Origin of the sequence: Streptomyces sp. NPDC006655, assembly GCF_040703965.1 — a bacterium.
GTDB lineage: Bacteria > Actinomycetota > Actinomycetes > Streptomycetales > Streptomycetaceae > Streptomyces.
Genome location: NZ_JBEYJU010000004.1, coordinates 1 through 19,904 on the forward strand (window position 1 = coordinate 1; position 19,904 = coordinate 19,904).

17 protein-coding genes are annotated in these 19,904 nt (G+C 69.8%); 2 read left to right on the plus strand and 15 right to left on the minus strand.

What is annotated here, in order from left to right:
- Positions 1–106 precede the first annotated feature (106 nt).
- Positions 107–1,924: a glutamine--fructose-6-phosphate transaminase (isomerizing) gene (gene glmS / locus AB0958_RS03095; RefSeq protein ID WP_366888546.1), complete on the minus strand. Its 1,818-nt coding sequence runs from the start codon at positions 1,922–1,924 to the stop codon at positions 107–109.
- 31 nt (positions 1,925–1,955) lie between these two features.
- The gene (locus AB0958_RS03100; RefSeq protein WP_366888547.1) at positions 1,956–2,213 is read right to left on the minus strand and encodes a hypothetical protein; all 258 of its coding nucleotides are present in this window, start codon (positions 2,211–2,213) and stop codon (positions 1,956–1,958) included.
- Between the two features lie 165 nt (positions 2,214–2,378).
- Here AB0958_RS03100 and AB0958_RS03105 point away from each other — a divergent pair, with 165 nt between their 5' ends.
- Complete coding sequence (locus AB0958_RS03105) at positions 2,379–3,944, plus strand: metallophosphoesterase family protein (protein ID WP_366888548.1); 1,566 nt, start codon at positions 2,379–2,381, stop codon at positions 3,942–3,944.
- Positions 3,945–3,961: 17 nt separating this feature from the next.
- On the opposite strand, the gene AB0958_RS03110 is transcribed toward AB0958_RS03105, so the two are convergent.
- The 7 genes from AB0958_RS03110 to AB0958_RS03140 form a co-directional block, all read right to left on the minus strand.
- Positions 3,962–4,822, minus strand: coding sequence for a DUF4429 domain-containing protein (locus tag AB0958_RS03110; RefSeq protein WP_366888549.1), 861 nt, complete (start codon positions 4,820–4,822; stop codon positions 3,962–3,964).
- Between the two features lie 44 nt (positions 4,823–4,866).
- Positions 4,867–6,636, minus strand: a complete 1,770-nt coding sequence (locus AB0958_RS03115; RefSeq protein WP_366888550.1) for an IucA/IucC family siderophore biosynthesis protein — start codon at positions 6,634–6,636, stop codon at positions 4,867–4,869.
- Positions 6,633–7,181, minus strand: a complete 549-nt coding sequence (locus AB0958_RS03120; RefSeq protein WP_366888551.1) for a GNAT family N-acetyltransferase — start codon at positions 7,179–7,181, stop codon at positions 6,633–6,635. The genes AB0958_RS03115 and AB0958_RS03120 overlap by 4 nt, the downstream gene beginning before the upstream one ends.
- Positions 7,178–8,461: a lysine N(6)-hydroxylase/L-ornithine N(5)-oxygenase family protein gene (locus AB0958_RS03125; RefSeq protein WP_366888552.1), complete on the minus strand. Its 1,284-nt coding sequence runs from the start codon at positions 8,459–8,461 to the stop codon at positions 7,178–7,180. Before AB0958_RS03125 ends, AB0958_RS03120 begins: the two co-directional genes overlap by 4 nt.
- Entirely contained in the window at positions 8,445–9,887 is a 1,443-nt protein-coding gene (gene desA / locus AB0958_RS03130; protein ID WP_366888553.1) for a lysine decarboxylase DesA, read from the minus strand. The genes AB0958_RS03125 and desA overlap by 17 nt, the downstream gene beginning before the upstream one ends.
- A gap of 129 nt (positions 9,888–10,016) precedes the next feature.
- Positions 10,017–10,853: a siderophore-interacting protein gene (locus tag AB0958_RS03135; RefSeq protein WP_366888554.1), complete on the minus strand. Its 837-nt coding sequence runs from the start codon at positions 10,851–10,853 to the stop codon at positions 10,017–10,019.
- Between the two features lie 47 nt (positions 10,854–10,900).
- A complete protein-coding gene (locus tag AB0958_RS03140) occupies positions 10,901–11,947 on the minus strand; it encodes an ABC transporter substrate-binding protein (protein ID WP_366888555.1) in 1,047 nt (348 codons plus the stop codon).
- Between the two features lie 162 nt (positions 11,948–12,109).
- Here AB0958_RS03140 and AB0958_RS03145 point away from each other — a divergent pair, with 162 nt between their 5' ends.
- On the plus strand, positions 12,110–12,604 hold the full coding sequence (locus AB0958_RS03145) for a RidA family protein (RefSeq protein ID WP_366888556.1): 495 nt from the start codon (positions 12,110–12,112) through the stop codon (positions 12,602–12,604).
- A gap of 30 nt (positions 12,605–12,634) precedes the next feature.
- Here AB0958_RS03145 and AB0958_RS03150 read toward each other — a convergent pair whose 3' ends face one another.
- The 6 genes from AB0958_RS03150 to AB0958_RS03175 all read right to left on the minus strand — a co-directional run bounded on the left by AB0958_RS03150 (position 12,635) and on the right by AB0958_RS03175 (position 19,901).
- Entirely contained in the window at positions 12,635–13,471 is an 837-nt protein-coding gene (locus AB0958_RS03150) for a PhzF family phenazine biosynthesis isomerase (protein WP_366888557.1), read from the minus strand.
- Between the two features lie 27 nt (positions 13,472–13,498).
- A complete protein-coding gene (locus AB0958_RS03155) occupies positions 13,499–14,302 on the minus strand; it encodes a proline hydroxylase (protein WP_366888558.1) in 804 nt (267 codons plus the stop codon).
- 65 nt (positions 14,303–14,367) lie between these two features.
- Positions 14,368–14,550, minus strand: a complete 183-nt coding sequence (locus tag AB0958_RS03160) for a hypothetical protein (RefSeq protein ID WP_366888559.1) — start codon at positions 14,548–14,550, stop codon at positions 14,368–14,370.
- A gap of 114 nt (positions 14,551–14,664) precedes the next feature.
- Positions 14,665–17,652, minus strand: a complete 2,988-nt coding sequence (locus AB0958_RS03165) for an alpha/beta fold hydrolase (protein WP_366888560.1) — start codon at positions 17,650–17,652, stop codon at positions 14,665–14,667.
- A gap of 162 nt (positions 17,653–17,814) precedes the next feature.
- Positions 17,815–18,975, minus strand: a complete 1,161-nt coding sequence (locus AB0958_RS03170; protein WP_366888561.1) for an acyl-CoA dehydrogenase family protein — start codon at positions 18,973–18,975, stop codon at positions 17,815–17,817.
- 5 nt (positions 18,976–18,980) lie between these two features.
- Entirely contained in the window at positions 18,981–19,901 is a 921-nt protein-coding gene (locus AB0958_RS03175) for a hydroxymethylglutaryl-CoA lyase (RefSeq protein WP_366888698.1), read from the minus strand.
- Positions 19,902–19,904: the final 3 nt, after the last annotated feature.

Consider the following 19,904-nt stretch of genomic DNA (forward strand, 5'->3'; position numbering starts at 1 on the left):
GCCCCTTCGGGGCGCGTTGGTCCTGACGGCGATTCAGCGCCCCGTCAGGGGCGCGGGGAACTGCGCGACCAGCCCCCACGCACCCGCACGGAGCTTGCGACCGGCCCTACTCCACCGTCACCGACTTCGCCAGGTTCCTCGGCTTGTCGATGTCGCGGCCCAGCGCCTTCGCCGTGTGGTACGCGAGGAGCTGGAGGGGGATGCCCATCAGGATCGGGTCGAGTTCGTCCTCGTTCTTCGGGACGACGATGGTGCGGTCGGCCTTCTCCTGGTGCTGGTGGGCCACCGCCAGGATCCTGCCGCTGCGGGCCTTGATCTCCTCCAGGGCCGCGCGGTTCTTCTCCAGCAGGTCGTCGTCGGGGACGATCGCCACCGTGGGCAGCGCCGGCTCGATCAGCGCCAGCGGCCCGTGCTTCAGCTCGGACGCCGGGTAGGCCTCCGCGTGGATGTAGGAGACCTCCTTCAGCTTCAGGGACGCCTCGCGGGCCACCGGGTAACCCCGGACACGGCCGATGAAGAGCATCGAGCGGGCCTCGGCGTACTCCTTCGCCAGCTGCTCGATCTCCGCCTCCTGGGCGAGGATCTCCGAGATCTGGGCCGGCAGCTTGCGCAGCCCCTCGATGATCCGCTTGCCGTCGCGCACCGAGAGGTCACGGATGCGGCCCAGGTGCAGGGCGAGGAGGGCGAACGCGACGGTCGTGTTCGTGAAGCACTTCGTCGAGACCACGCAGACCTCCGGACCCGCGTGCACGTACGTCCCGCCGTCCGCCTCACGGGCGATCGCCGAGCCCACCACGTTCACCACGCCCAGCACCCGCGCGCCCTTGCGCTTCAGCTCCTGGACGGCGGCGAGGACGTCGTACGTCTCACCGGACTGGGACACCGCGATGTACAGGGTGTCGGGGTCGACCACCGGGTTGCGGTAGCGGAACTCGGAGGCCGGCTCGGCGTCCGCGGGGATACGGGCCAGCTCCTCGATCATCTGCGCGCCGATCATGCCCGCGTGGTACGAGGTGCCGCAGCCGAGGATCTTCACCCGGCGCACGGCGCGCGCGTCCCGGGCGTCCAGGTTGAGGCCGCCGAGGTGCACGGTGGAGAAGCGGTCGTCGATCCGGCCGCGCAGCACCCGGTCGACCGCCTCGGGCTGCTCGAAGATCTCCTTGTGCATGTAGGTGTCGTGGCCGCCCATGTCGTACGACTCGGCCTCCCACTCCACGGTGGTCGGCTCGGCCGTCGTCCGGGTGCCCTCGGTGGTGTACGTCCGGAAGTCGTCGGCCTTGAGGGTCGCCATCTCGCCGTCGTCCAGGGTCACTATCTGCCGGGTGTGGGTGACCAGGGCCGCGATGTCGGAGGCGACGAACATCTCCTTGTCGCCGATGCCGAGGACGACCGGGGAGCCGTTGCGGGCCACCACGATGCGCTCGGGGAAGTCGGCGTGCATGACGGCGATGCCGTACGTGCCCTCGATCAGGCGCAGCGCCTGGCGGACCTTCTCCTCCAGGGTGTCCGCCTGGGAGCGGGCGATGAGGTGGGTGAGGACCTCGGTGTCGGTCTCGGAGAGGAACTCGACGCCGTCCGCGGTCAGCTTGCGGCGCAGCTCGGCCGCGTTGTCGATGATGCCGTTGTGGACGACGGCGACCTTCTGGTCGGCCGACATGTGCGGGTGAGCGTTCACGTCGGAGGGGGCGCCGTGGGTGGCCCAGCGGGTGTGGGCGATACCGGTGGTGCCCTTGAAGCGCGCCGGGACCTTCGCCTCCAGGTCCCGGACCCGGCCCTTGGCCTTGACCATCTTCAGGCCGCCGGCCTTGGGCGTGGTGACGACGATGCCCGCCGAGTCGTAACCGCGGTACTCCAGCCGTTGCAGACCTTCGAGAAGAAGGGGAGCGACGTCGCGCTTACCGATGTATCCGACAATCCCGCACATATATAGGTGTTCCGATCCTCAACCTGGAAGGTCAGCCGTAGACGAGCCGGCGCAGCTGCCGGAGGGTGAGCTCCGGCGGTGCGACCGCCCGGTACTTCAGGTCCGCCGCGATCCGGTCGAAGATCTCCGCGTTCATGAGGCCCTCCGCCTGGAGTTCGCGGTGGCGGCGCCGGACGTAGTCCCCGGCCGTCTCGTCGAAGTAGGCGAGCACGTCCTGGACCACCCGCAGCGCCTCGCCCCGGCTCAGGGGCGTGGACCGCATCAGGTGATCAACAAGTTCGTCGTGCACCCGGTAGATCCTGGAGTACCGGCGCCGGTTTCGCAAGAATCCTGCCCGATTCCGGGCAACGGTCTGTTGAATCTCTTATGGGGTGCTGTTCGCAGCCTGTCCATCCTGTGTCTTGCGCCACGTCGCTTGTGGAGACGATTTTCAGACGCCATGGACATTCCTCGTATGGGCGTACCCGATGAGCTCGCCGACCGCATGAGCATGGCCGAGCAGCACGAGTACCTCCGCGCCAAGTTCTCCCGGCGTTCCATGATCAGAGGCGGCGCCGTCACGCTCGGCGCCGTCACGGGCGGTTCCTTCGTGCTGGGCGGCACCGCCCAGGCCGCCGCCCCCACCCGGTCCTCCGCCCCCGCCACCCCGTACGTCGACGGAGCCTTCGTGGCGCCCTTCGGCCGTCACCTCGCCTTCGGCAACGACGCCGGCACCGAGATGACGATCTCCTGGCAGGTCCCGGTCCCGGTCAAGCGGCCCTTCGTCCGGATCGGCACCCACGCCTCCCACCTCTCCGTGAAGATCGAGGCCGAGGTCCGCTCCCTCTACACCCCGGCCGGCATCGGCGCGAGCGGCGACCACACCCAGTACTACGTGCACGCCAAGCTGGCCCACCTCAAGCCCGGCAAGACGTACTACTACGGCGTCGGCCACGACGGCTTCGACCCGGCCTCCCCGCGGTTCGCCAGCACCATCGGCACCTTCACCACCGCCCCCTGCCGCAAGGAGCCGTTCACCTTCACGGCCTTCGGCGACCAGGGCGTCAGCTACCACGGCCTGGCCAACGACAGCCTGATCCTCGGCCAGAACCCCAGCTTCCACCTGCACGCCGGCGACATCGCGTACGCCGACCCGGCCGGCCAGGGCAAGAGCGCGGACACCGGCTTCGACTCCCGCATCTGGGACCAGTTCCTCGCCCAGACCGAGTCGGTCGCCAAGTCCGTGCCGTGGATGGTGTCGTACGGCAACCACGACATGGAGGCCTGGTACTCGCCCAACGGCTACGGCGGCGAGGAGGCCCGCTTCTCCCTGCCCGACAACGGGCCGGACAAGAAGAACCTGCCGGGCGTCTACTCCTTCGTGCACGGCAACACGGCGATCATCTCCCTCGACCCGAACGACGTCTCCTTCGAGATCCCGGCCAACCTCGGCATCTCGGGCGGCACCCAGACCACGTGGTTCGAGGCCCAGCTGAAGAAGTTCCGTGCCTCGAAGGACATCGACTTCATCGTCGTGTTCTTCCACCACTGCGCCTACTGCACCTCCACCGCGCACGCCTCGGAGGGGGGCGTGCGCCAGGAGTGGGTGCCGCTGTTCGAGAAGTACACGGTGGACCTGGTCATCAACGGCCACAACCACCAGTACGAGCGCACCGACGTCATCAAGGGCAACACCGTCGTCAAGAAGCTCCCGATCGGCGAGACCGCCTACCCCGAGACCGAGGGTGTCGTCTACGTCACCGCGGGCGCGGCCGGCCGCAGCCTCTACGCCTTCACCGCCCCCGACTCCTACGAGGGCCACCTGAACGAGGTCGACTCCGTCGCCTCCTTCGTCAACACCAAGGACGGCAAGGTCAACGAGACCGTCACCTGGTCGCGGGTGCGCTACCTCAACTACTCGTTCCTGCGCGTGGACGTCGAGCCCGCCCCGCGCGGCCACTACGCCAAGCTGAAGGTGTCGGGCATAGCCGAGACCGGCGACCGCATCGACCACTTCACGGTGGCGCGCAAGGCCAAGTAAGGCTCCGCGGGCGGTCCTCACATGCGTGTGAGGACCGCCTGTTTGGCTCTCGTGAACTCGTCGTCCGTGAGCACCCCCGCGCGGTGCAGCTCGCCCAGCTCACGCAGCCGGCGCAGCAACGCGTCGTGATCGGCTCCGGACGCCCCCGGCGCCCCGGACGCCTCCGGCACGGCGGCCGCCGTGGGATGCGGCAGCCGCGCCTGCACCGCGGCCGCGACCAGCGCCATCAGCGGGTCCCGCCGGAACCCCCACAGCTCCACCGCGTCCGGGTCGTACTTGGCCCGTGTCCGGGCCGGCGCGCCGCGCACCCGGAACCGCAGATGCCCGTTCTCCAACCCGGCCGCGGGCTGCCACTCCACGCCCAGGATGTCCGCCAGGGCGAGCGTGCGCGGACCTCCGGCGGCCTTGACGTCCTCCGTCTTCCAGTTCCACTCCAGGCGCACGCGCTCCCCGTCGAACGACGCCGTGCCGTCCCCGGCGGAGACCGACAGCGGCACCGGCGGCCCCGGCAGCAGGTAGTCGCTCACCGGCGTGCGCGGCACTCCCCGCAGCAGCAGCGCGGCGCGCACCTCGTCCGTGACGTACTCGGCGACCCCGTACCGGTCCGGCTCGACGGTCAGCCGGTAGGGGTCGTCGGTCTCGGCGAGCCGGCCCCCGGTGGCGTACGTCAGCGGATCGGAGCCGTCCCGCAGCCGCAGCCTCAGCCGCCCCGACCTACGGCCCTGTTCGAACGAGATCCCCGCCAACGCGCGAAGCAGCACCACGAGTTCACCCAGCTCCCGGCGCAGCACGCTGACGTTCCGGTCCCGCCCGGGAGTCAGCCGCAGGGCGTCCCCGTCGAAGACCCACGTGCCGTCCTTCTGGATGATTTCCGCCACGGGCCGATTGTTCCACCGGCCCGGGAGACCGCCGCCCGCCCGGCTCAGAACCCCGCGACGGGATTCTTGAGGGTCCCGACCAGCTGGAGGGCGCCCGACGGATCCGTCAGGTCCACCATCTGCCGGTTGTCGCGCAGCTGGAGCCGGTTGAGGCAGGACAGCGCGAACTCGGGCGCGAACATGTCGTACCGCTCGAACCGGTCGGCGAGTTCGGGCACCGACTCCTGGTATGCGCGGGTCACCTCGGCGACCGTCCGCCAGAAGTCGTCCTCCGCCAGGACGCCCTCGGTCGCGAGGTTCGCGGCGAGGAAGCGGAAGAAGCAGTCGAAGACGTCCGTGAAGATCGACAGCAGTTTCCTGTCGTCGGGGACCTCGACGCGCACCCGCTCGACCGCCGGCGGCAGCACCGCGTCCGGGTCCATGACCGCGATCTCCTCGGCGATGTCCTTGTACACCGCCCGCTGGACCACCCCGTCCTTCAGCACCAGGACGACGTTCTCGCCGTGCGGCATGTACACCAGGTCGTAGGCGTAGAAGCTGTGCAGCAGCGGGACGTAGTAGGCCCGCAGGTACGCCCGCAGCCAGTCCTCCGGGGCCAGCCCGCTCCGCTCGACGAGCGCGGCCGCGAACGAGGCGCCCTCGTGGTCCACGTGGAGCAGGGAGGCCATCGTGGCGAGCGACTCGCCCTCCCGCAGGGACGGCACCGGGCTCTCCCGCCACAGCGCGGCCAGCATCTTGCGGTACGGCGAGTAGCGGTCGGTCGCCCTCTCGTACTCCAGGTGCCGGTAGCCGACGGCCGCCCGCTCCCGGATGATCGACAGGCCGGTGGCCTTCAGCACCGGGTCGTTCTCGACGAGCCGGGCCAGCCAGTCGTTGATGGCCGGGGTCGCCTCCATGTAGGCGGCCGACAGTCCGCGCATGAAGCCCATGTTGAGGACCGACAGGGCGGTCTTGACGTAGTGCTTGTGGGGGTGGGAGCGGTTGAAGAAGGTCCGGATGGACTGCTGGGCCAGGTACTCGTCGTCGCCCTCGCCCAGGGGGACCAGGTACCCGCGGGCGACCTCGGCGGCGAAGGTGACGGTGAGCTTGTTCCACCACTGCCAGGGGTGGACCGGGATGAGGAGGTAGTCGGCGGGGTCCAGCCCCCGCTCGCGCAGCACGCCGTCGAAGCGCTCGACGGTCGCCTCGCCCAGCTCCTCCCGCACGAAGGACGCGTACTCGATCCCCGCCCCCGCCGTGAACGCGGCCCGCGACCTGTGCGCCGCCAGCCACACCAGCCGGACCGCGCTCGCGGTCTCGGGGGCGTACGACAGGTACTCGTGCACGCCGAAGCCGAGCCGTCCGTTGTTGGCGACGAAGCAGGGGTGGCCCTCGGTCATGCCGGACTCGATGGCCTGGAAGCCGGCGCGGACCAGCTCGGCGACCGGGACCCGGTCCTTGGTGAGCTTGTAGCAGGTGCTGGAGAGGGTGGAGGAGATCTCCTCCAGGTAGACCGGCAGGATCTCGTCGCCGAGGCCCAGGGAGTCCCTCAGCTCGATGAAGAAGTCCAGCGCGGCGAGCGGGAGTTCGGCGCCGCCGCGGGTACGGGTGAGGGAGTCGGCGTCCACCTGCCAGTGGTCGAGGGCGCGGCGGACGGCGGTGAAGCGGTAGCGCGTCAGACCGTCGTCGCTGCGGACGACGTACGACGGTCCGTCCGCCTCCGGGGTGATCAGGCGCTCGTGGGCGAACTCGGCGAGCGCCTTGCGTATCAGGAGCCGGTTGGCCTGCTCCCAGCGCTCGGGGGACAGGTGGGCGACCGCGTCCGAGAGGGTCATGCGGCGGCCACCGCCCGCTCGAACCGTTCCCGGGTGCAGTAGCTCAGCAACGCCTTCTTCTCCGGCTTCTGGATCTCCCGTACGGGTACGAACCCGACGGCTTCGTTCAGCGCGTGCACGGCCGTGTTGCGGACGTCCGGTTCGACCACGATCCGGCGGGTCGCCGGGTCCTCGAAGAGGTGGCCGACGGCGGCGGTGATGACGGCCTTCGTGAAGCCGTGCACGGGTGCCTCGGTGGCGGGGGTGAGGAAGTGCATCCCGACGTCCCCCGGTTCGGGCTCGTACAGCCCGACCAGCTCGCGGTGGGCCGGGTCGTAGTACTCCATGAGGAAGGCGGGCTCGCCGTCCGCGTGGAGGCCGAGGAGTGCGTGGTGGTGCTCGTCGGCCTGGATCTCCAGGTAGGCCCGTTCGACGTCCGCCGGCCGGGCGTCCTGCATCATCCAGAAGGCCGCTTTGGGATGCGTCACCCAGCTGTGCAGGAGTTCGGCGTCCGCGAGGGGGTCGAGGGGCCGGAAGGCGAAGGCGGGGGTGGCGGTGGTGCTCATGTCGAGAACTCCTGGAAGGCGATCGTCTTCTCCACCGGGTAGTACTCGGAGCCGAGCAGCTCGCGGATGATGTACGCGTTCCGGTAGGGGCCCATGCCCAGGTCGGGGCTGGTGATGCTGTGGGTGTGGACGCCGGCGTTCTGCAGGAAGACGCCCCGGCCGGTGACGTCGATCGCGTAGTTGCGGGCCACGTCGAAGTTGCCGTGCGTGTCGTAGCGCAGCCGGTCCCGGACGGGCCTGAGGAACTCCGGCTCGGCGTACCGGTAGCCGGTGGCCAGGACCAGGCCCTGGGTCTCGATCTCGTACTCCTTGCCCTGCTCCTCCTGCCGCAGCTTCAGCGTGTACGTGCCGTTGTCGTACGTGGCCGCGTTCAGCGAGGAGTTGGTGAGCAGTCTGGTCGGGACCGGGCCGCCGAGGCTCTTGCGGTAGAGCAGGTCGAAGATCTCGTCGATCAGGTCGCCGTCGATGCCCTTGAAGAGGCCCTTCTGCTCGGCGGTGAGCCGGTAGCGGGTCTCCTCCGGCAGGGCGTGGTAGTAGTCGATGTACTCGGGGCTGGTCATCTCCAGCGTGAGCTTGGTGTACTCGAGCGGGAAGAAGCGCGGGGAGCGGGTCACCCAGTTCAGCAGGTAGCCGTGGACGTCGATCTCGCTCAGCAGGTCCTGGTAGATCTCGGCGGCGGACTGGCCGCTGCCGACCAGCGTGATCGACTCCTTGGTCCGCAGCGCCTCGCGGTGCGCGAGGTACTGCGAGGTGTGGACGAAGTCACCGCCGAGGCCCTCGCAGGCGGCCGGGACATGCGGCGGGGTGCCGGTGCCGAGGACCAGCCGGCGGGCGCGGTACGTCTCACCGGCGGCCGTCGTGACGACGTACACCTCGTCCGCGTCCGCGTACCGGACCTCGGTGACCGTGGTGCCGAAGCGGACGTTGGTCAGTTTGCCCGCGGCCCAGCGGCAGTAGTCGTTGTACTCCACCCGCAGCGGGTAGAAGTTCTCGCGGATGTAGAACGAGTACAGCCGGCCCTTCTCCTTCAGGTAGTTGAGGAAGGAGTACGGCGAGGTCGGGTCGGCGAGGGTGACCAGGTCCGACATGAACGGGGTCTGGAGGTGGGCGCCGTCCAGGAACATGCCGGCGTGCCACTCGAAGCCGGGCTTCGATTCCAGGAAGACGCCGTCCAGTTCGGCGATCGGCTCGGTCAGGCAGGCGAGGCCGAGGTTGAAGGGCCCGAGCCCGATCCCCACGAAGTCGTGGACGGTGGCCGGGTGTTCAGGACGCGCGGTCAAGGGACTCCCCCAGGTACTGCTCGGCGTGGCCGGCGATCAGATCGAGGACGGCGGTGATGTCGGCGGTCGTGGTCTCGGGGTTGAGCAGGGTGAACTTGAGGTAGTGGCGGCCGCCGACCTTGGTGCCCGCGACCACCGCGTCCCCGGAGGCGAACAGGGCCTTGCGGGCGTGCAGGTTGGCACGGTCGATCTCGGCCGGGTCGGTGACGCGGGCCGGGACGTAGCGGAAGACGAGGGTGGACAGGGACGGCTCGACGACCACGTCGTAGCGCGGGTCGGCAACGAGCAGCCGCCAGCCCTCGGCCGCCAGGTCGCAGACCTCGTCGAAGAGTTCGCCGATGCCGTCGGCGCCCATGGTGCGCAGGGTCATCCACAGCTTGAGGGCGTCGAAGCGGCGGGTGGTCTGCAGGGACTTGTCGACCTGGTTGGGGATGCGTTCCCGCACCGTCCGGCGCGGGTTGAGGTACTCCGCGTGGTAGGTGGCGTGCCGCAGGGTGGCCGCGTCCCGGACCAGCACGGCGGACGAACTCACCGGCTGGAAGAAGGACTTGTGGTAGTCGACGGTGACGGAGTCGGCGCGCTCGATGCCGGCGATCCGGTCCCGGTGCTTCAGGGAGGCGAGCAGTCCGCAGCCGTAGGCCGCGTCGACGTGCATCCACACGCCGTACTGCGCGCACAGCTCGGCGATCTCCGGCAGCGGGTCGATGGAGCCGAAGTCGGTGGTGCCCGCGGTGGCGACGACCGCCATCGGCACCAGCCCGTCCCCGAGACAGCGTTCCAGCTCGCGGGCGAGGGCGACGGACTGCATGCGCTTGTCGTGGCCGACGGGGACGGAGACCACCGCGTCCTGGCCGAGGCCCAGCAGTTTCGCGGACTTCTGCACGCTGAAGTGGCTCGCCTCGGAGGCGAAGATCCGCAGCCGGTCGAGGGAGTCGGTCTTCGACTCCTCCCGGGCCAGCAGCAGCGCCTGCAGGTTGGACTGGGTGCCGCCGGAGGTGAACACCCCGTCGGCGCTCGCGCCCAGGCCGATGCGGGCGGTCGTCCAGTCGATCAGTTTCCGCTCGATCAGGGTGCCGCCCGCCGACTGGTCCCAGGTGTCCAGGGAGGAGTTGACGGCGGAGAGCACCGCCTCGCCGAGCACGGCCGGGATCACCACCGGGCAGTTGAGGTGCGCGAGGTAGCGGGGGTGGTGGAAGTAGACCGCGTCCCGGAGGTAGACGTCCTCCAGTTCGTCCAGGACCGCGGTGGTGTCGTGCAGCGGCCGGTCGAGGTCGATGGCGTCGACGAGGGGGGCGAGGGTGTCGACGGTGACACCCGTGAACGGACGTGCGGTGGTGGCGAATTTGGCCGCCACCCGCTCCACTCCTTCGGTCACGCGGCGGCGGTAGTGCTCCGCGGTGAGGTCATTGAGCAGGTGGGAGCGCATGCGGGAGTCCTCCGGGGGCGGGGTCCGTGCGAGGGAGCGGAGTGATCATTCTTACTTAGGTAAGCCTAACCTAACGTGCTATGAGGTAAACGTCGCCTCCCCGTGACGGCCGTCACTCGGCTCGCCCGACTACCCTTCGGCCACCCGGAGTTGTTCCTCCGTCAGGCCCCGCCGCCAGTACCCGACGAAGGTGACCCGGCGCCGGTCGATCCCGCGCTCGCCGACGAGGTGCCGGCGCAGCTCCTTCACCCGCCCCGACTCCCCGGCGATCCAGGCGTACGGGTGCGCGGGGCAGGGGAGGCGTGCCGCGCGGACCGCCTCCGTGGCGCTCCGGCCGCCGGTCAGCCAGGTGATCTCCGCGTCCGCCGCGGTGGCCACGTCCTGGATGTCACCGGCCTCCGGCACCTCCAGCCAGGCGCGGACCCGGGCGCCGGCCGGCAGTGACTCCAGGACGGCGGTCGCGGCCGGTACGGCGGTCGCGTCGCCCCAGATCAGCAGCAGGTCGGTGTCCTCGGGCGGCCGGAAGCGGATCGCCCGGTTGTCGGCGACCGCCGGTCCGAGCAGGATCACCCGGTCACCGGCGGCGGCCCGGGAGGCCCACCGGGAGGCGGGCCCGGCGGCGACGGCCGCACCCGGCTCGACGCCGTGCAGCACGAAGTCGACGTCGATCTCGTCGGGATCCCGGCGCAGCGCCCGCAGCGTGTACGAGCGCATCACGGCCCGCACGTCGTCCGGGAGTTCACGCCAGCCCTGCCACCAGCCGTCGCCCAGTTCGAGGGGCACCACCGGCTCGGTGCGCCCCTCGGCAGGGAGGAACAGGGACAGGGACTGGTCGCGCCCGTGGGAGTGGAAGTGCGCCAGGTCGGCGCCGCGGAACGTGACCCGGACCAGAGACGGACCGAGCCGCCTCGTCCGTGCGACCTGGAGGGAGAAGAAACGGAACGGGGCGGCTACGGCCGTCGTCATGGGGGCTCCTGGGACTCAGGAAGTCGTCCGGATGTGCCTGTGGCGGGTCAGCTGACCTTCTTCGCCGTCTCCAGCGCCTTGGCGAGGTTCTCGACCATCGCGACGCACTTGTCGTAGGAGAAGATCGGCTCGGGGGAGCGGGCGATGACCTGGCCGGCCTTGACCGCGGGGAGCTTCTTCCAGGTGGCCTGGGTGATGTCGGCGGGCTGGATGGTCGCCGAGCGGTCGTCCATCATGATGATGTCGGCCGGGTACTTGTCGACGTTCTCCCAGCTGAGCGACTCGTACCAGCCGCCGCCCTGCTTCTTGGCGGACTCCGGCGGCTCGACGAAGTTCACCCCGAGGGACTTGAAGTACTCCAGGTCCACGGAGAGGTTGGTACCGGAGACGTAGAACAGGTCCTGGGCGGCGGAACCGGCCATCACCTTGAGCTCGGGGTGCGCCTTGGCGGCGGCGCGCAGCCGGGTGGACGCCGCTTCGAAGCGCTTCTTGGCGTCCGTGACCTTACGGGCCGTCATGTCGGCGCCGAGGGACTCGGCGAGCGCCCAGACGCGCTGGAGCGGGACGGTGAGCCGGCGGTCGTAGGCCGAGATGCCGACGCTCGGGGCGAGTTTGGCGATCTTGTCCTTGGACTCGTCCGGGACGTACCACAGGGTGCCGGCGCCGTCGAACACCGTGGTGATGAGGACGTCCGGGGCGAGGGCCGCGTACTTCTCGACGTTGAACTGGCCCCACGCGTTGCCGAGGACGGTCAGCTTGCTGACGTCCATGTCGCCGGCCTGGACGTCGGCCTTGCCGTCCTTGGTCGTGGTCGGTCCGAACACGCCCTTGACGTCGATGCCGTAGTCGTACAGCGCGGCGCCGACCCCGACGAACGCGACGATGTTCGCCGGGACCCGGTCCAGCTTCACGGTCGTGCCCCGGTCGTCCTTGAACGTCCAGGGGCCGGACTTGGCGCCCGTCGTCCCCTTGCCGGAGGCGCCCCCGCTCTTGCCGTCGTCACCGCAGGCGGCGAGCACGGCACCGAGGCCGAGCGCGCCGCCGGCGGCGAGGACGCCACGACGGGTGAGGTGGGCGGCTCTGACGTTGGACATAGGCGTGGCTGCTTTCGAACGTGCGGAGACACCGCCGGACAAGTCGCTGATTAGGTTAGCCTAACCTCAGATCTTGTCCAGTCTGCCTTTCGCCCCCCCGGGGCCCGGCGGCGACTGCGAACCCGTCCGCCCCGGGGGTCGTGCGGCGCTAGGGTGTCGGTCATGCCGAGTGCTGAGGAAGCGTCAGGTGGCCCCTCACTGTGGGCGGTGCTCGACTCCCTGGGGCTTCGCCTGCCGCCGGTGAGTGCGCCGAAGGGGCGGTACGTTCCGGCCGTCGTGACCGGGGATCATCTCTGTGTGGCCGGACAGGTCCCCCTGTCCGAAGGCGAACTGCTGATGGTGGGCCGGGTGGGAGCGGAGGTTTCGGTCGCTCAGGCCCAGGAGCTCAGCAGGTGGTGCGCCCTCACCGCACTGGCGGCCGCTCACGCCGCGGTCGGAATCGACCGGGTGACCCGGGTGGTCAAGGTGACGGGATATGTCGCGTGCGCACCCGGGTTCACCACACCGTCCCGGGCGCTTGACGGTGCGAGCGATCTCTACAACGCCGTCTTCCGGGCGCGGGGTGGTCATGCGCGCAGTGACGTGGGGGTGGCTGTCCTGCCGCTCAACTCGCCGGTTGAGGTCGAGACTCTGATGGAGATCACCCGACAGGTGTGACGGGCCTGAGGGGCCCGCTCGGCTCGGCGGTCACATGGGTACAGCGGTGCCGGTCACGGAGATGCCCTCGTCGGAGCCCGGGGGGATGGTGACCGTGATGGTGCTCGGCCGGCCCATGTCCTCCCCCTGGAACACGGTCACCCGGGCGGGAGGGGTGACCAGTTCCTGTTCCCTGAGATAGCCACCGAACGCCGCGGCGGCGGCGCCTGTGGCGGGGTCCTCGAAGACGCCCCCGGTGGGGAAGGGGTTCCGGGCGTGGAAGACCTCGGGGCTTTCGCGCCAAACGAGATGGACGGTCACCCAGCCGTGGCCGTTCATCAGGTCGGTCAGCCGCCCCATGTCGTAGTCGAGCCCGGCCAGCCGCTCGCGGGAGGCGGCCGCCAGCACCGGGTGCCAGGCGCCGGCGTAGGCCACCCGGGCCGGCAGGGCGGGGTCGAGCTCCGAGGGGTCCCAGCCCAGCACCGACAGCAGGGCGTCGCGTTGCCGCTCCGGCAGGTCGACGCACCGCGGAGGGACGCTCGTCAGTGTGGCGACGACGTGGCCTGTGGCGTCGACGTCCGTGCGCACCGGAATGCGGCCGGCCCGGGTGTGGAACGTCAGGTCGCCCGTGCCGTGCAGTCGGGCATGGGCGACCGCAGTGGCGATGGTGGCGTGACCGCAGAACGGTACTTCGACTCTCGGACTGAAGTAGCGCACCCGGAGATCGTCCCCGCCGTCGGAGGTGACGAAAGCCGTTTCGGAGAAGCCGACCTCCGCGGCGCATTCCGCCATCTCGGCGGCGCTCAGTGCGGTCGCGTCCAGGACCACTCCGGCCGGGTTGCCGCCGTCGGCGTCCGCGGTGAAGGCAGCGTAGCGAAGGACGTTCATATGCACCCCGTCACAGTATTGCGGAGGTCAGCCCCAGGCGAGCAACTCGCCGTGTGCCGTCAGGCCGACGGAGAAACCCAGTGTGATGCGTCTTCCGGAGCCTCCGGGCCGTACGGCGTGATAATTACGGGAGTCGAACAGCAGGGCTTCGCCGACGGCCGGTTTGATTTCCAATTCTTCCGCACCCTGAACGCATTCTTCCGTGAAACCGTAGGAGTTCACGGGGCGGAATGCCTCGTCGGCGGGATGCCAGCGATGGCGCCACACCACCGTTTCACCGCCCGACTCCGGCATGGCGAGGTAGAGGTTGAAGGCCAGCTGCGCGACGGGCGGGTCGTCGAGCAGCGAGGCCGGGAACTCACGTACGGCGTCGTCGAAGTGGACCAGGAAGCCCTGCGGCGCCTCGCGTGCCACGCCCGGTCCCAGCTCGCGGCCCCGGTGCCGGGCGATGCCCGACCTGCCCGGCCAGTCGGAGGTGAGCGCCCGGCGCGCGGCCTCCAGTGGATCGAACGGCAGCGGCAGCGACCGCCAGGCCCGACGGGCCGCGTCCAGGGCCGGCCAGTAGGTGTCCGCGATGCCACCCTCGGTGCGATGGTCGCTGACACCCACTCCGAAGCGCATGACCGCCGGATGGACGCGTTCCCTGCCGTAACTGTCGAAGTCCGCCGTCAGGAGGCAGTCGACGAGCTGTGCGCAGGTGGCCTCGCTGAGAAGCTCCGGCACCCGGAGCACGGCACAGCGGCCGGCTGCGAGGTCGGCTATGTGATGCCGTGAGAAGGCGGGCGCGGTGACGACACGGAAGAACGGATCGTGCAGGCCTGTAGGACTCATCGGCTCCCCCCTGCCCTTGCCGTGCTTTCGCCCCGGCTCGGTTGTCCGCGTCGACCGCGGTGCAATCATCCCAGGAGGAGGGCCGGACTGTAGGCCAACTTTGCGTCGCGTTCGAGAGCCCGGTGGTCTTCCTCGATGGATTCGAGTGCCAGGCGGCGGGCCGATGCCAACTGGTCCGGATCGGTGTCGAGGCCGGCGTCACCCGGGACCGGACCGAGGTCGGCTTGCCCCTGGGGGGTCGAATTCATGCAGCGCTCCTTTGCGGTGCGGTGACGCAGTGTGGTCGACGTCTCACTGAGAGAGTGACGGACAGAGATGCTAGGCGCAAGTGCCCTGGGGTGTCGGGCACTTGAGCGAGTTGGTCAGTCCTGCGCACCCGCACCCGGATCGAGGAGCTTCTGGATCGCGTCGAACAGCTTCTGGGTCCGGACGGTTTCGGAGTGCTCCGGTCCGAGAATCCGCCGGCGGTCGGCCAGCAACTGAGCCGTCTCCAGGTGCGCCGCCTGCACCTGGCCCTGTGCGAGAAGCACCTGGCACCAGGTGAAACGCAGTGTCATGGCCAGCACGGACTGCGGCCCCTGCGTGGTGTCGGCCAGTCCCTGCTGGATCATCTGTTCGGCTTCGTCGGCTCGGCCTGCCTTCAGCAGGCAGCGCGCGAGGGTCTGGCGGATGCGCAGCGTCTCCATGGTGGACGGGGACCACTTGTCCAAGCTGATCCGGAGGATGTCCCGCAGCTCGGTCTCCGCTTCCGAGGGACGGCCCAGGGCGAACATGGCGCGCGCGAGGCTGTGACGCACGGTGATGGTGTCCGAGTGGTCGGGGCCGTGCACGGTGAGCTCCGCGGCGGCTATGGTCCGCAGGAGGGGTTCCACCTCGGCGAATCCGCCCTGCTCGAGAATGCTGCGGGCGAGTTTGTGCTGGCTCGCCAGTGTTCTCGGGTCGTCCGGACCGTGCAGTGCCTCACGTGCGGCGACCACCTGCCGGAGTTCGTCCTCCGCCGTGCTGTAGTCGCAGCTCTCCAGGGCGATGCGGCCCGTCTCGTGCCGTATGCCGAGGATCTCCGGGTCGTCCCGTTGGAAGTCGATGGCGTCGCAGTTGTCGAGGACCAGGTGGGCCATCTCGTCGGCCGGCCCGAGAAGCCCCACCACGATCAGGTACCGGACGGCCTGCCGGGCCAGCTCCACCGCGCCCCTCAGGATCTCGTCGCTCCTGACGTGCTGGTCGCCCGCGAGGCAGGCGCGGACCACTTCCATCACGTGCGGGGCGACAGCGGTCCAGATGTCCCAGCTCGTCGGGTCGTCCGGGGGCGACTCGCGGGTGACGTCCAGAAGCAGATCGACGATGAGGCCGTAGTAGTCGGTTCTGTGCCGCTCCATCTCCGCGTCGCCGCGCAGCAGGGCGTGGACGACGGGATGCAGGGTGAGCCCGTGCTTCAGCAGGCCGCTCCCCGCCTCCGGGCGGCTGACCCGCTCGACGAGGCCGAGGTCGTCGAGGCCCTTGAGCACCAGGTTGCGCTGCTCCCTGGTGAAGTCCGACAGCAGAGGGGACCCCGTGATGGCCTTGCTCTCCAGCAACGGCCGGAAGGGGATGGGGGTGATGCCCAGACAGGCGAAGGCCCGCAGCAGGGGACCGGCCTGCTTCAGCCCCTGTTCGGCGAGCAGATCCAGCGCGATGCCGCAGACCTCGGCCATCGCGGACATGCCGAGCATCTCCTGCAGGCCGCTGGCGGCGGTTCCCGGCGGCGACGAGCTTCTGGCCTCGAACGCCTCGCGGTAGCTCTCGAAGTCGTGGATGACGGGATCGTCCAGGGACGGCGCGGAGCGGTGCACGGAGTTCAGGTAGGACGCCGCCGCGTGCAGGGCCAGTGGCAGGCCGCCCAGCGCCGCCGACAGGAGATGTGCCTGCCGGCGCGAACCGCCGTGATCGGTGACGGTCATGAGCAGTTCGGCCCCCTCGTCATCGGTCAGGGGCGGTACGTGGTGGACCTGGCAGGGGGGAAGCCAGTCGGCCGCCGAGCGGTCGCGGCTGGTGACGATGACCAGACTGTCGGTCCGGCTGGGATGACGGATCCATCCGGTTCCGTCCGCCACCTGTCCGGCCGCGCCGGCAAGCCGCTCGGGCGTGTCGGCGTTGTCGATCACCAGGAGCCACGGGTCGGAGCAGGTCTCCAGGTAGTGCCAGACCAGGTCCATGGGGCTGCCGTTGCCCCGGAACGCCTGCTCCACCTCGCCCGTCGGGGCGTGCAGCTGGTTGGCGATCTCCCGCATGGAGGCGTTGATCTGCGGAACGCTCACCCACCACACGCGACGCGTGGCGGTCGCGTGGTGGGCGGCTTCCAGCGCGATCCGGCTCTTGCCCGAACCGCCCAGCCCGGTGAGTACGTGGATCCTGGGGGCGGAGGCTGTCGGCGCGGCCGTCAGGGCGGTGAAGACGCCGCGCGGCTCACGTCCGAAGAGCCTGGTCCTGCGCCTGCCGTGCGGAGGGCTGACCGATATGCCGCCCTGTTGCTGGGGGAGCAGAGGCCGTTCGGGCCGGTCGCGGGTGAGCTCGGACGGCGTGGGGGCCGGTGTGCGCTGCGCCGGGACGGGGGTGGGCCGGTCACCGGTGGCCTGGTCCTCGCCTTCGTCGAGCAGGTGGCTCAGGACGTCCTTGAGGACTCGGTAGGAGGCGTTGTCGTGATCGCCGGGCTGGACGATCTGGAAATGGTCGCCCGGCACGGTGGCGCTGACCGGAAACACGCCTCTGGCCTCTCGGGCCGGAACGACGTTGTCCTCGGTTCCGCCGTACGCCTGGATGGGGATGCGCCATTGGCTCTCCGTGTTGCCGACCGCCTGCACCACCGCTCGCAGAACGGTGCGCTGGGTCTCCAGGACTTCCCTCTGGTACGGCCTCAGTTGCCGCTCCTGCGCGTTCCGCCAGAAGAACACAGAGCGGCGCAGCGCCAGGAAGAAGCCGGACCCGTTGTTCGGGCACCCGAACATGACGATGTGGGCGATGCGGGCCAGTGCGGGTCCGCGGGCCTCGTGGAGTGTGCGGGCGAGGAATCTCTGGATGATCAGGCCGCCCTGGCTGTGGCTGACCAGCACCACCCGGCCGGTTCTCGGGATCTGGACGCGCAGAAAGGTGTCGAGCGCGTCGGCGATGTCGTCGTAGGCGGCGACGACCCGGTCCGGACGCAGTTTCACCTTCGGGCTGTCATAGGGAAAGCAGTGCGCGACCGCCCCGTGTAATTCGTCGTCCGCGGCCAGCAGTTTGCGAAATTGGTTCCACACCTCGGTCGACGAGAAAAGACCGTGCACGAATACCACGTGGATGGTCTTTTCCGGATGCGTGATCGTATGAACCGCCATGGACCGTCCCCCGCCCTGTCCGCCGGATCCGCCCCTCACGGGGCATACGGAGCGTATGCCCCGTGAGGGGCGGCTGCTACCTCGTCGGCATGGGCAGGGGTCGATCACGCACGTGATCAGTCAATTGCGATCAATTCCATGACGTAAGCGATCGGCCCCCTTTCAGCTCACCAGCCCCAGCTCCCGTGCGATCAGCATGCGCTGGACCTCGCTGGTGCCCTCGCCGATCTCCAGGATCTTGGCGTCGCGCCACATCCGGGCCACCGGGTACTCGTTCATGAAGCCGTAGCCGCCGTGGACCTGGGTGGCGTCGCGGGCGTTGTCGACGGCGACCGTGGAGGAGTAGAGCTTGGCGAGGGCCGCCTCCTTCTTGAAGGGCTCGCCGGCGACCAGGCGCGAGGCCGCGTCGCGCCAGGCCAGGCGCGCGGTGTGGGCCTTCATCTCCATGTCGGCGATCTTGAACTGGATGGCCTGGTTGGCGCCGATCGGCCTGCCGAAGGCGTGCCGTTCCTTCGCGTACTTCACCGACTCGTCCACGCAGCCCTGGGCCAGGCCGGTGGCGAGGGCCGCGATGGCGATCCGTCCCTCGTCCAGGATGCGCAGGAACTGGGCGTAGCCGCGGCCCTCCGTGCCGAGCAGGTTGGCGGCGGGGACCCGGACGTCGGCGAAGGACAGCTCCCGGGTGTCGGAGGCGTTCCAGCCGACCTTCGAGTAGGGGGCGGCCACCGTGAAGCCGGGGGTGCCGGAGGGGACGATGATCGAGGAGATCAGGGGCTTGCCGTCGGGCTTGCGGCCGGTGACGGCGGTGACGGTCACCAACCCCGTGATGTCGGTGCCGGAGTTGGTGATGAAGCACTTGCTGCCGTTGATCACCCACTCGTCGGTGTCGGGGTCGAGGCGGGCCGTGGTGCGGGTGGCGCCCGCGTCGCTGCCGCCGTCGGGTTCCGTGAGCCCGAACGCGCCGAGGATCTCCCCGGAGCAGAGGCGAGGGAGCCACTCCTGCTTCTGCTCCGGCGTGCCGAACAGGTGGATCGGCATCGCGCCCAGCGAGACCCCCGCCTCCAGGGTGATCGCCACCGACGAGTCCACCCGGGCCAGTTCCTCCAGCGCGATGCCGAGCGCGAGGTAGTCGCCGCCCATCCCGCCGTACTCCTCGGGGAACGGCAGTCCGAACAGGCCCATGCGGCCCATCTCGCGGACGATCTCGTAAGGGAACTCGTGTCGTTCGTAGAAGTCGCCGATCTTCGGCGCCACGACGTCGTGCGCGAACTCCTCCACCGTGCGGCGGAGTTCTTCCAGTTCGGGGGAGAGGCGGTGGTCCATGGTCGTCACTCCTGGTGGGAGAGGGCGCGTACGGTACGGGACGGGCTGGGTCGGCCCAGTTGCGAGGCCATCCACACGCTGGTGGCGGTGAGACGGCCGAGATCGACTCCGGTCTCGATGCCGAGGCCCTGGAGCATCCAGACCAGGTCCTCGGTGGCGAGGTTGCCGGTGGCGGACTTGGCGAACGGGCAGCCACCGAGGCCGCCCGCGGACGCGTCGACCGTCGTCACGCCGTGTTCCAGGGCGGCGTAGGTGTTGGCGAGCGCCTGGCCGTAGGTGTCGTGGAAGTGCACGCCGATGACGTTGGTCGGCACCCCCTCCTCGTTGAGGAGGGAGAGGAGTTCGAGGACGTGGCCGGGGGTCGCGACGCCGATCGTGTCGCCCAGGCTCAGCTCGTCGCAGCCCATGTCGCGCAGCGCCTTGCAGACCCGGACCACCTGGTGGAGCGGAACGGCGCCCTCCCAGGGGTCCCCGAAGCACATCGAGACATAGCCGCGGACGTGCGCGCCGGCGTCCTTCGCCTGCCGGACGACGGGGTCGAAGACGGCCAGCGACTCGTCCACCGTACGGTTGAGGTTGGCCTTGGCGAAGGACTCGGTGGCGCTGGCGAAGACGGCGACCCGGCGGGCGCCGAGGGCCAGGGCCCGGTCCAGACCGCGCTGGTTGGGGACCAGCACCGGCAGGGCGACCCCGGAGAGGTCGCCGACCCGGGGGAACAGGTCCTCCGCGTCGGCCAGTTGGGGAACCCACTTGGGGTGCACGAAGCTGGTCGCCTCGATCGTGGTCAGGCCCGCGTCGGCCAGCCGGTGGATGAACTCGGCCTTGACCTCGGTCGGGACCGTCGCCTTCTCGTTCTGCAGGCCGTCGCGCGCGCCCACCTCGTGGATCCGCACCCGGGCGGGCAGATCGGCGGCCGGTACGACCATGGG

Bases quoted from the DNA above. Each gene is read 5' to 3' on its own strand.
- AB0958_RS03150 (WP_366888557.1), bottom strand. From the start codon at position 13,471: ATGAACGTCCTTCGCTACGCTGCCTTCACCGCGGACGCCGACGGCGGC.
- AB0958_RS03175 (WP_366888698.1), bottom strand. From the start codon at position 19,901: ATGGTCGTACCGGCCGCCGATCTGCCCGCCCGGGTGCGGATCCACGAG.
- glmS (WP_366888546.1), bottom strand. From the start codon at position 1,924: ATGTGCGGGATTGTCGGATACATCGGTAAGCGCGACGTCGCTCCCCTT.
- AB0958_RS03135 (WP_366888554.1), bottom strand. From the start codon at position 10,853: ATGACGACGGCCGTAGCCGCCCCGTTCCGTTTCTTCTCCCTCCAGGTC.
- desA (WP_366888553.1), bottom strand. From the start codon at position 9,887: ATGCGCTCCCACCTGCTCAATGACCTCACCGCGGAGCACTACCGCCGC.
- AB0958_RS03170 (WP_366888561.1), bottom strand. From the start codon at position 18,975: ATGGACCACCGCCTCTCCCCCGAACTGGAAGAACTCCGCCGCACGGTG.
- AB0958_RS03120 (WP_366888551.1), bottom strand. From the start codon at position 7,181: ATGAGCACCACCGCCACCCCCGCCTTCGCCTTCCGGCCCCTCGACCCC.
- AB0958_RS03145 (WP_366888556.1), top strand. From the start codon at position 12,110: ATGCCGAGTGCTGAGGAAGCGTCAGGTGGCCCCTCACTGTGGGCGGTG.
- AB0958_RS03165 (WP_366888560.1), bottom strand. From the start codon at position 17,652: ATGGCGGTTCATACGATCACGCATCCGGAAAAGACCATCCACGTGGTA.
- AB0958_RS03160 (WP_366888559.1), bottom strand. From the start codon at position 14,550: ATGAATTCGACCCCCCAGGGGCAAGCCGACCTCGGTCCGGTCCCGGGT.
- AB0958_RS03155 (WP_366888558.1), bottom strand. From the start codon at position 14,302: ATGAGTCCTACAGGCCTGCACGATCCGTTCTTCCGTGTCGTCACCGCG.
- AB0958_RS03105 (WP_366888548.1), top strand. From the start codon at position 2,379: ATGGGCGTACCCGATGAGCTCGCCGACCGCATGAGCATGGCCGAGCAG.
- AB0958_RS03140 (WP_366888555.1), bottom strand. From the start codon at position 11,947: ATGTCCAACGTCAGAGCCGCCCACCTCACCCGTCGTGGCGTCCTCGCC.
- AB0958_RS03115 (WP_366888550.1), bottom strand. From the start codon at position 6,636: ATGACCCTCTCGGACGCGGTCGCCCACCTGTCCCCCGAGCGCTGGGAG.